Below are 10,207 nucleotides of genomic sequence, written 5' to 3' on the forward strand. Positions count from 1 at the left end.
AATTTTAGAGATTAAATATGTATTTTTATGCTATGATAATTTCATAATAAAATAAACAGATAATTAAGGAGGAATACATGGAAAATTATTTTACGTCTTTACTAGTGGGTTTGGTAATCGCAATGCCGGTGGGGGCGATAAGTGTAGAAATGACAAAACAAACTTTGAAAAATGGATTTATACACGGATGGGCCGTTGGTATTGGTGGTATGACAATTGATGTGGCACTAATAATTGCACTTTATTTAGGATTTGCTAATATTCTTTCTTTACCTTATATTCAAAGCCCATTATGGTTGATAGGAGCTGTATTTCTGGTTTTTATCGCCTACGATTCTATCAAAAATGCGAATAAGGATATTAATTTAGCAGGTGAAAAAACAAATAAATCATTCTTTAAAACATATCGAAATGGACTTATTGTAGCTGTATCACCAGGGAACCTCGTTTTTTGGGTTACAGTATTTGGAACTGTATTAACTGATTCCTACACAAAGAGTAACAGTCAATTTTTTATTGTTGCATTAGGGATTTTGAGTGGTATATTGTTACATGATGTTAGTTTACTGTCCATTGTTTCATTAACAAGAAAAATTATGAATCGTAAAGCTATAAAATGGAGCTCGATTGTAGCTGGTATTTTATTGTTAGGCTTTGCTTGTTACTTTTTATATGAATTTTATATGTCAGTAAAAGCATTTTTTTAAGTAAGATCTATATTTGTATACAAAAGAACTCATTCCACATTCGGAATGAGTTTTTAAATACGTAGACTACAGACGGATTTTAAGTTTTATCAGACATTATTTTAAACAATTTTAACTAATAGTAGGATTAAAATGTTATCCCACAAAAAACGACTTTACCATACATATTCGCTTCAAATAACTCACTTTTACTAATGGGGATATTTTTGAAATCAGGATTAATTGAATCAGCTTCAAATAATACAAAACCTTCCATGGCATTGGGACGATATCTTTTTAATGAATATTCACCATTATAGCTGAAAACAACAATATCACCATCATTATAGAGCGATTGTTCAATTGGTTTTACAACAATTAATGAACCGTTAGGAATTATTTTATCCATTGAATCTCCATTAACATGCATAGCAAATAACTTATCGGATAACATCGATTGTGGAAGCAAAAATTTTGGTAATTTTACGGTTTTGACATCCCATACATCAATACTTTCTAACTCTGCTAGAGCCCCAGCAGCAACGTCACCATATAGAGGAAGTTCAATATCTGTATCATGACATTCAGATGTTTGGAAAGTTTGAACGGATGGTTCTATTCCTAAGAGATAATCTGCTGAAACACCAAACAATTCGGCTAGGATTTTTAAATCCTTTCCTTTTGGGAAATTTTCGTCACTTTCCCATTTAGATATAGTAGTATAAGTTTTTGCGCCAACTTTTTCAGCCAATTCTGTTTGAGTTAAATGTTTTTTTTCTCTTAAAAATTTTATGCGACTTCCTAAAGTCCTCATTTCAACACCCCTTTGATAAGTATAATATATCATTGGTATGATTTTAAATCAAGTTGTTGTTTTATAATGTATTAAATAATAATCTAGACAGTTATAAGATAGTGGCATGATAATAAATCATATATATTTATTGACACGTGATTTTAAATCATATAACATAGAGATATGACCAGGAGGTGGCAGGTTGATAACAATCGCAGAGTTGCGAGCTAAAAATGGAAAGATGTCTCAACGAACCTTAGCGAGAGAAATTGATACAACACAGACATCAATTAGCAACTGGGAAAAAGATCCACTATCAATGAATGCTGAAAATATAGTTAAATTATGTCTTTATTTTAATGTTACATCTGATGAAATACTTGGTATTAAGAGAGAATAAGGTGTTTTTGCACGTTGGATATGATTTTAAATCATATTCGTGGTGTGAGATAAGATAGAATCTAAAGTTAAAAATTTGTTTTAAGAATAAATAAGAAATGGAGCGTGACAGTTATTTTAAAATTTTCATTATTGGTACTATTTTTCACAATTATATCTACAACGGCTTTATTAATTGGAAATATTTATTTAGTAAAAAAAGGTAAGTAATATGGTGTGTTTATTTAGCACTAACGTTTTCATTAACTTTACAAAATCAGAGGAGAGTGGCGAATGAATAAAACGATGATCAATAATCGTTATTACATTAAAAATAAAAATAAAATCGAATTTGTTAAAAAGCTAGCTGATGCACGTCTTCGTGGTCATGAAGTAATTAAAATAAAGACGGAAAAACAAGTGCGATCAAGCGCAGATAGAGATCATTATTCCTATCAACGCTATAAACATCATGAAACGAGTGTTGAGTTTTTATATGTCGCATTGTTAGAGATTACTTGTCAATGAAATAAGTGTTATAAAAAATAACTTTACTAATAAAAGGAGGACAATGAATGAGCACACAAGACAACTTAATGATTGAATTAGAAAACTACAAAGAAGTACGACCAAGTGATTTAAATATGAGGAAAACTGTCAAAAATGTGGAATTACTTATAACCGCCTATAAACAAGAAGCCATAAAAGCAGGTGTGAGAGCAGCTCCAAAGGTGACCGCAAGTTATTCTATTGTGCCTCCAACATATGGTAATGACTTCCATAGTACAACAGAAAATGCAGCATTAGATAATATTGAGAAATTTGAAAAGATGGAATACTTTGTAAAAAAAATCAATCAGGGATTGGAACGAATCGAATGTGTTTTGGATCCTGAACGAAGAGAACGACGTAAAGTTATATTCGTGGACAAGTTTATTATTGGGTCTAATAAAACTAGGATAATGGAAAAATTAATGATTGAGCACACTACATACCATATGGAACTGAATATGGCAGTGACTGACTTTGCATGTGAATTAGGAATTGAACAAAGAGTAACAACATAGACGTTCAAAATTTCTATTAACGAGATACCAGCAAAAGAGCTAGTATCTTTTTTTATGGGATAAAATAAGAAAGGAAAAGCAACGAATTTTCTCCGTATTATCGAGGTATTAAGAAGACACTTTTTAGGTGAAATAAGGTGTTAAGATGATAGTAGTTAAGAGTTTCAAACAGCAGAAAAGCTATCGATGAAGATACCAGCAAAAGAGCTAGTATCTTTTTTTATGGGATAAAATAAGAAAGAAAAAGCAATGAATTTTCTCCGTACTATCAAGGTATTAAGAAGACACTTTTTAGGTGAAATAAGGTGTTAAGATGATAGTAGTTAAGAGTTTCAAACAGCAGAAAAGCTTAATTTTACTGGGGAACATCTTTAAGACTTGCTCGTCCGTTTCCGATTGTTGTGGACGTTAAATAAAACACGTTGGTATCAAATGCGCAGTAAATTGTTAACATGTTAATGAAAAATGAAATATTTCAGCAACGCTGCCACTGCAGAGCAAGCGAAGCAAACAAAGATTAAAAAAACTATTAAAAGGGAGATTTTAAAAATGACTGAAGCAAAAAAAGGAATTGACGTTATTCTATTATACCGTATTTTAAAAAATGAAAAGGATGGAGCAGCTTGGAAGATGGCATTCCAAACGGAACATAGTAATGCTAAAAGCCGTGACAATGAAGCAGTTCCGACCAAGGACGGTCCATTGCAAAATATGGCACCGATTGTTTATGAGTTTTCAGCGACATCGATTATTGCCAAAGGAGATACCTACATTGATGAATTAGATGATGCTTTCGATGCAGCTGAAATTATCGAAATTTGGGAGATTGATAAAGCAGAAAAAGGCACAGAAAAAAACAGTGATAAATTTAAAGCAACATATTTCCAAGGTTATGTTTCAAGTTTTTCAAAAACATCCAATTCTGAGGATGGTCTAGCACTAGAAATGGAATTTGCTATTAATGGTGTCGGACAAAAAGGTTATGCAACTTTGACTGAGGAACAAGCGAATGTTGTGTCATACGTGTTTAAAGACACTGTGAAAGTTGAAGAACCTGCTGGGAATAATAATTAACAGATCGATAAAATTATATCAACTATACAAGTAGAAGCTAGGGAAACCTAGCTTCTTTTTATTACTAAAGGAGGAATTGTAATGGAGTTAAAGATTAATGGAGAAGTTAAGGTGTTTATTTTTGGAATTAAGTTTGTACGTGAATTGGATAAAAAGTTTTTTATCGAAAACAACGGCATGAAATTTGGTACTGGATTATCAACAAAACTAATTGAAATTCATTCAGGTAGTATTGTAGCGCTAGCTGATGTATTGCATTGTGCCACTTCAACAGAGGCGAAACGACCAGCATTAGAAGATATTGAAAGTTATTTAGAATCGTGTGATAAAATCGAAAAAGTATTTGAGGAAACCTTGGCCGAGATCGAAAGTAACAACGCGGGAAAGCTAATAGCCAGAGATACGAAAAAAGCGATGAAAACAAAATAATCCTCAATTCACTCGAAAACTATGAACAAATTATTATTAATTGCTTTCGACATTTGAACATGACAGAACTAAAAAAAATTGAGCGTATGACATTTTATGAATACACGCTCAAGATGACGGCATTTCAATTAAAGATGGTAGACGAAGACTATGCGCTGCATAAAGCCGCTTGGCTAGCACAACAAGTTAAAGCTACGAAAAAAATGGGCAAAGAAATGCGGCCGTATTACACATCATTTGAAAAATTTTATGACTATGCGAAACGTGAAAGAATGGTGTTAGGTCAGGAAGAAGAAGCATTAAAGGATAACGACTTTTCAGATTTAATGATGAAAGCGAATAAATAGGAAAGGAGAAAAAAATGGGAACTAATAAAACAGGCATGGAATTAAATATAGACAATAATGGTTTTGTTTCTGGAATTACAACAGCCATTGATAAAACAAAAGAAATAGCTGATGTATCATTTGGTGCAGCACAAAAAATAGCAGAAATGGGTTCAGCACTCGCAGGAATATTTGATAAGATTGGCGTGTTCAGTTCAATTTCAGAAGGTGCTAAAACAGCGATGGGTGATATCGAGGGTGCCATCGACAATGGGTTAAATAATGTCTTTTTAGAAATTGCAAAAACACTTAAATCTGCTGATTTAGGTGCCTTTGATGAACTTGTTACCCAGATAAATAGCGTTATTAGTCAAATTGTCTCGGTGATCGATCAAGGGTTTGGCGTTATCATCTCGTATATCCCGAAATTAATGGAACCAGTCATGGTTTTTCTCAGTTATTTTCAAGAACATAGTGAAACGTTGATTCCAATTATCACGGCTTTAGTTGCCGCCTTTCTCACAGTTGGGACAGTTGTTGTCGTGTTGATTAAAGTAGCAGAAACGATAGCGACTGTGAAAGCATCGATTGATCTTTTTAAAGACGGACTAAAGCTTGTATCTAGTCCAATGGGAATAGCAGTCCTTGCAATTATGGCATTAGCTGCAGTTGCAATACTCGTATATGAAAACTGGGAAAAAATTAGCGAATTTCTTTCGAATTTGTGGACGGCAATAAAAGAAAAAGCAGTTGCTATCTTTACTGCAATTGTTGACTTTTTCAAAAAATGGGGAGGCACTCTTTTGTCTATATTAGGAGGACCTATCGGTATTGTGGTTGGTTTAATAATTAGACATTGGGATACGATTAAAGCGAAGACTATCGCAGCATTTAATGCGGTGGCAAACTTTTTAGGCGATTGTTGGAATAGTATTGTTGGTTTTTTCCAAGGTGGCGTTGACAAAGTAGCTGGTTTTATCGACAAAATGATTGGTGTGTTTAACATCATAAAAGAATTTAGTTTAGTTGATGCTGGTAAAGCAATCATTGATGGATTTGTTAATGGGTTGAAAGCCGCATGGGAAGCGGGTAAAAAATTCGTTAGTGGCATCGGGGATTGGATTAAAGATCATAAAGGGCCAATTTCATATGACAAACGTTTACTCGTTGAAAATGGTCAAAGTATTATGTTTGGTCTTGATAAAGGTTTGCAAAATGGTTTTGGCGACGTTATGAGTAATGTTAACGGCATGAGCCATTCCATTAGCGCTTCTTTTACAGCTGATGCGAGTCAAAGTAATACTGCAACAACACAACCCGCCCAGTTCGTAGTTAATATTGGCAAACAAAATTTCACAGCATTTGTTGCAGATATTTCTGATGCGATGGGTGGCGAAACACAAATCAATATGCAAATTTAGGAGGTGAGTTTTTAGATGTACACATTTAAAGATGTAAAAAAAGATCCATTTAGAAAAATGAAGTATATACCAACATCAGCTATGCGTTATGATGGATTTTTGTTGGAAGATATATTGGAAGGTTATACAACATTAAAAGTTGAAGGTCGCGAAATGACAGCCATCGTTTTGGAAAGTACAGAAGCACAAATTGGTGCAGTTATTACGAATCAACGATTGCCTGCACGTATCATCACTGTCACTTATAAACTTCAGAATAAGAATGCGTTAGAATTACAACGCGATTTTAAAGAGTTGATGTTTCGTTTGTATCGTGAGGAAGATGTCGCTATTTCATTTGAAGACGAACCGACGACAACCTACTATGGACGCTTTGAAACAGCGGATACAGTAGAAGGAAGTTCGAACAATATTATCAGTACGTTTACACTTTTTTGTTCTGACCCTTATAAATATGGTGCTGAAAATATAACAATCGGTGCGATTAATCATCATCTCCATTACCCAGTTACACCAATAACTGTGACTGCTAAAATGACAAAAACGTCCACTTTATCAATTGTGAATGGTTCACAAACGCTTAAAATAACGAGTGAAACTTTAGCAGTCAATGACGTGGTACTTTTTGACTTTAAAAACGGCAAGGTGTTTGTTAACAATGTCGATCGCACAAATTTACTCGACTTGGATAGCGATTTTTCAAATTTTCAATTAAAAACTGGCGATCGAGTGACCAGCGATGTTGCAACGCTGTCAATTGTGTATAGGAGTGTGGAGTTATGAGTGTCTACTTTTTTGATAACAAACAACAGTTAATTAAAATGAAGAACAATCGCACACTAATGCAATGCCTGCAAGAACAGGAAATAACAAGCGATAAATCTGACTTATTAAAAGATACTTTAACGGTCAGTTGTTTGTATGATAGTGAACTTGAACAAGCAGAGTACATTGCAGTTAGAGAGCGCAAGTCAGTTTATTCACTTTATAAAATACAAGAAGAGGAAATTGATGCGGAGATAATGAACTTTAAAGGCATTAATTTTGGTCTCGATGAGCTGAGTAATTATATCGTTAAGGAAGAGCAATCTCAGAAACAGACATTGACTGAAATAGCGAAGCAAGTCGTTAAAGCAACAGACGGAGAGTGGCATGTAACGGGGATAGTAAACAAGGTAGCCAGTGCAACTTTTCAATATATCTCGGTTAAAGATGCGCTGAAAACGATTCAGTCGTTAGGCTGTGAGCTGCTATTCAGATGTGAAATTAGCGGTACAGGTATTTCAAAAAAATGGATTGAGTTACACGATAAAATTGGAAAAGAAAGCACTAAACGTTACGAAGTTGGCAGTACGGCGCTAAAAGTTGTACGTACTAAAAATCGTTCCAATATCATCACAAGTATTGTTGGTCGAGGAAAGGGTGAAGATGTTGGTGATGGTAAAGGTAAACGTCTAGGTTTCGAAAAAGTTGACTGGAAAACACCTGTCGTCAAACCAAAAGGGCAGGCTTTTCTGGAATTGAAAAAGCTAACTGAAGTGCATGGTATCCCAATGAAAAATGGCGGAATGCGCAGGCGAGAACAAGTGGTTGTTTTTGACGATATTGAGGATGACAAGGAACTATTAACAGCCACTTATCAAATGTTATTAGATAATTCTCGACCGTTGGTACAATTTTCAAGCGAAGTGATTGGCGCCAGCTCGATTGGAGATAGAGTGAGTATTCACGATTATGACAAGGGCTATCATTATCAAACACGTGTCTTTTCAGTTAAGTATGATCGTTTAACAAACAAAGTAGACACAAGTTTAGGTGATAATTTACAGGGGTCTTCGGCTACAACACAGCTTGCCAACGTACAAAATGGCGTATCTGAATTGCAGAGTGTCAAAATGAATTTTTATGATTCAACTGAAGTAAGTAAGTGGCAAAGTGATATTATTCGCGGAGCTAAAGGTGGATCAGTGTTGTTAATGTCACCGTGGGATGCAAAAAAAGGTGAATCAAGACAACCTTATCAGATGGTTATCATGAATAAAGAGAGCTTAAAAGAATCGGATCACTTCTTAGTGATGAATTCGGAAGGCATCGGTTTTATTAATGGCGATTTTGACAAAGATAAATTCGAAACAGCTTGGACAATTGATGGTGAATTTAATGCGAATTATATTCGTGCGGGTGTGTTAAGCGGTATTTTGATTAAAGGTAATATCATAAAATCAATTGATGAGGATGAATTTCAAATTGTTTTAGACGGTGGTCAGCTGACATTTGAAAGAAAAGTTGAAGGTGAGGAGATTGAACATCAACATGGTGAAGTAATCGCATCAATTTTACCAACATATTCTGAAGGTAAAGCTAATGGTGTTGCGTTCATTCAAGAACAAGGTCAAATTTTATCACTTAATAGTGGAGTGAAATCCTTATCTAGGGCTGTGGTTCAAATTCCGGCATCATCAACTGCAGATAAACGGCAATTAAACCTCTTTGGTGAAGTAAGACTTGAAGGTGATTTTTATGTCAATGGAATTAAAATTGATGGCAATGGCGGAACGGGTGGAGGAAATGGTGGTTGGAATGGTCAATATCCACCTGAGGTAACAAGTGACATTGATAAGCGAGCTTGGGCGATTTGGAGTACGTTAAGAGGGCATAGCTACAGTAAAGCGGCATCTGCAGCTATACTCGGAAATATCCAAGGTGAATCGGGTCCCCAAATGAACCCTGATACCGAACAAGTCGGAGGACCTGCATACGGACTTGTGCAATGGGATGGTTCTGCGTATCCACTTGTTGGCCAACCAACCGACAATGGTCGTGAATACGTCCAAAGGTTGATGAAATCAGCAAACATCACTGACGATTACAGAACAATTGTGCCACAGGTCAATCTAATTGAGTGGAGTATGAAATCGGGTCAATGGATTGGAGCTATCGAACCAAAAACAGTCAGTGGATTCAAAGTATCAACATCACCGAGAACAGCTGCAAAGGCATTCCTTTATAACTTTGAAAGACCGGCTTCTGGTCATCCTGAACGAGAAGATTACGCACAATCTTGGTATGACAAGTTTAAGGATTTAAAAAAACCAGGTGGGAAATACGGTATGCCAGTTGCACCAGGTTATCAAATCACTTCGTGGTTTGGTAATCGTGATAACCCATTGGATCCAGGCAACCTAGAAACGCATAAAGGAATGGACTTTGCTGATAAAAGTGGAAGTCCTATTTTTGCGGCCGAAAGTGGTGAGGTTATTGCTTCGTTACCAACAGCATCAAGTGGTGGTTTTGGTGAATACATCGTTATTAAGCATGCCGATGATAATTGCACCGGTTATGGGCATCTAACGACAAGAATGGTTAATATCGGTAAAAAAGTAACAAAAGGGCAACAAATTGGAACAATGGGTTCAACAGGACAATCAAAAGGCCCACATTTGCACTTCTCTGTGGGAGCAGATTTGTGGGGACCCTATCAAGATCCTGCACCCTATTTAGGATTAAAAAGACCATAAGGAGGAATTAAAATGACAGTATATCAATTTAAGTTAAGTACAACAGCTGTTGCGAATCAAGTGGAATTAATTAGAGTGAGACAAGATGATGATGAATCACAAATTTTCCGTGCAACGATCTTTGAAGATGGGAAAGTGAAAAATTTAAGTGGCGTATCCGCAGAATTTAATATGGTTGATGCACAGCACCATATTGTGGTTGATGACGCACGAATTGTGGACGCGACAAATGGTATTGTGGAATATCAATTGCGTAAAGAGGCGATGTTATCTGTTGGGCGTTGTAATGCTTATTTTAGTTTTAAATCAAATAAAGAAGTAGTGTATAGTACAAAAGATTTTAACTACAACGTCATTTGGTCAGCATTATCTTCACCCATGCACAAAGGGTGTGATTATGTTTGGACGGCCAGTGATTTAATCGATTCATTAAAGGATTGGATTGAACATGCAATGGGTGATTTTGATGACTGGTTCGAATCAGTCAAAGAAATTTTAGCAAGCATTGATCC

The 10,207-nt window shown here is 35.4% G+C and carries 12 protein-coding genes; 11 read left to right on the forward strand and 1 reads right to left on the reverse strand.

Annotation, left to right across the window (positions count from 1 at the left end; all coding sequences use genetic code 11):
* Nucleotides 1-77: 77 nt before the first annotated feature.
* Entirely contained in the window at nt 78-707 is a 630-nt protein-coding gene (locus IKV95_RS05955) for a LysE family transporter (RefSeq protein ID WP_029092218.1), read from the forward strand.
* A 127-nt stretch (nt 708-834) separates the two neighbouring features.
* Here the strand turns inward: IKV95_RS05955 and IKV95_RS05960 are convergent, their stop codons facing one another.
* Nucleotides 835-1,500 carry a LexA family protein gene (locus IKV95_RS05960; protein ID WP_278403352.1) on the reverse strand — a complete coding sequence of 222 codons (666 nt, stop codon included), beginning with the start codon at nt 1,498-1,500 and terminating at the stop codon, nt 835-837.
* A 184-nt stretch (nt 1,501-1,684) separates the two neighbouring features.
* Here IKV95_RS05960 and IKV95_RS05965 point away from each other — a divergent pair, with 184 nt between their 5' ends.
* The 10 genes from IKV95_RS05965 to IKV95_RS06010 all read left to right on the forward strand — a co-directional run.
* Complete coding sequence (locus IKV95_RS05965; RefSeq protein WP_069120351.1) at nt 1,685-1,882, forward strand: helix-turn-helix domain-containing protein; 198 nt, start codon at nt 1,685-1,687, stop codon at nt 1,880-1,882.
* A 272-nt stretch (nt 1,883-2,154) separates the two neighbouring features.
* Complete coding sequence (locus IKV95_RS05970; protein ID WP_029092216.1) at nt 2,155-2,388, forward strand: hypothetical protein; 234 nt, start codon at nt 2,155-2,157, stop codon at nt 2,386-2,388.
* A gap of 47 nt (nt 2,389-2,435) precedes the next feature.
* Entirely contained in the window at nt 2,436-2,927 is a 492-nt protein-coding gene (locus IKV95_RS05975; RefSeq protein ID WP_287451508.1) for an ArpU family phage packaging/lysis transcriptional regulator, read from the forward strand.
* A gap of 549 nt (nt 2,928-3,476) precedes the next feature.
* Entirely contained in the window at nt 3,477-4,001 is a 525-nt protein-coding gene (locus tag IKV95_RS05980) for a phage major tail protein, TP901-1 family (protein WP_069126063.1), read from the forward strand.
* An 81-nt stretch (nt 4,002-4,082) separates the two neighbouring features.
* The gene (locus tag IKV95_RS05985; protein ID WP_029092213.1) at nt 4,083-4,430 is read left to right on the forward strand and encodes a tail assembly chaperone; all 348 of its coding nucleotides are present in this window, start codon (nt 4,083-4,085) and stop codon (nt 4,428-4,430) included.
* A gap of 59 nt (nt 4,431-4,489) precedes the next feature.
* On the forward strand, nt 4,490-4,777 hold the full coding sequence (locus IKV95_RS05990; RefSeq protein ID WP_069120357.1) for a hypothetical protein: 288 nt from the start codon (nt 4,490-4,492) through the stop codon (nt 4,775-4,777).
* A 14-nt stretch (nt 4,778-4,791) separates the two neighbouring features.
* Nucleotides 4,792-6,177: a phage tail protein gene (locus IKV95_RS05995; protein WP_069126061.1), complete on the forward strand. Its 1,386-nt coding sequence runs from the start codon at nt 4,792-4,794 to the stop codon at nt 6,175-6,177.
* Nucleotides 6,178-6,192: 15 nt separating this feature from the next.
* Entirely contained in the window at nt 6,193-6,960 is a 768-nt protein-coding gene (locus tag IKV95_RS06000) for a distal tail protein Dit (protein ID WP_069126060.1), read from the forward strand.
* Nucleotides 6,957-9,695: a phage tail tip lysozyme gene (locus tag IKV95_RS06005; RefSeq protein WP_287451511.1), complete on the forward strand. Its 2,739-nt coding sequence runs from the start codon at nt 6,957-6,959 to the stop codon at nt 9,693-9,695. Before IKV95_RS06000 ends, IKV95_RS06005 begins: the two co-directional genes overlap by 4 nt.
* A 12-nt stretch (nt 9,696-9,707) precedes the next feature.
* Nucleotides 9,708-10,207 (forward strand): BppU family phage baseplate upper protein (locus tag IKV95_RS06010; RefSeq protein ID WP_287451512.1); only part of this gene is annotated, 500 nt, incomplete at its 3' end.

Source organism: Brochothrix sp. (assembly GCF_017549435.1).
Classification (GTDB): domain Bacteria; phylum Bacillota; class Bacilli; order Lactobacillales; family Listeriaceae; genus Brochothrix; species Brochothrix thermosphacta.

Bases quoted from the DNA above. Each gene is read 5' to 3' on its own strand.
- IKV95_RS05955 (WP_029092218.1), top strand. From the start codon at position 78: ATGGAAAATTATTTTACGTCTTTACTAGTGGGTTTGGTAATCGCAATG.
- IKV95_RS05960 (WP_278403352.1), bottom strand. From the start codon at position 1,500: ATGAGGACTTTAGGAAGTCGCATAAAATTTTTAAGAGAAAAAAAACAT.
- IKV95_RS05970 (WP_029092216.1), top strand. From the start codon at position 2,155: ATGAATAAAACGATGATCAATAATCGTTATTACATTAAAAATAAAAAT.
- IKV95_RS05975 (WP_287451508.1), top strand. From the start codon at position 2,436: ATGAGCACACAAGACAACTTAATGATTGAATTAGAAAACTACAAAGAA.
- IKV95_RS05980 (WP_069126063.1), top strand. From the start codon at position 3,477: ATGACTGAAGCAAAAAAAGGAATTGACGTTATTCTATTATACCGTATT.
- IKV95_RS05985 (WP_029092213.1), top strand. From the start codon at position 4,083: ATGGAGTTAAAGATTAATGGAGAAGTTAAGGTGTTTATTTTTGGAATT.
- IKV95_RS05990 (WP_069120357.1), top strand. From the start codon at position 4,490: ATGACAGAACTAAAAAAAATTGAGCGTATGACATTTTATGAATACACG.
- IKV95_RS05995 (WP_069126061.1), top strand. From the start codon at position 4,792: ATGGGAACTAATAAAACAGGCATGGAATTAAATATAGACAATAATGGT.
- IKV95_RS06000 (WP_069126060.1), top strand. From the start codon at position 6,193: ATGTACACATTTAAAGATGTAAAAAAAGATCCATTTAGAAAAATGAAG.
- IKV95_RS06005 (WP_287451511.1), top strand. From the start codon at position 6,957: ATGAGTGTCTACTTTTTTGATAACAAACAACAGTTAATTAAAATGAAG.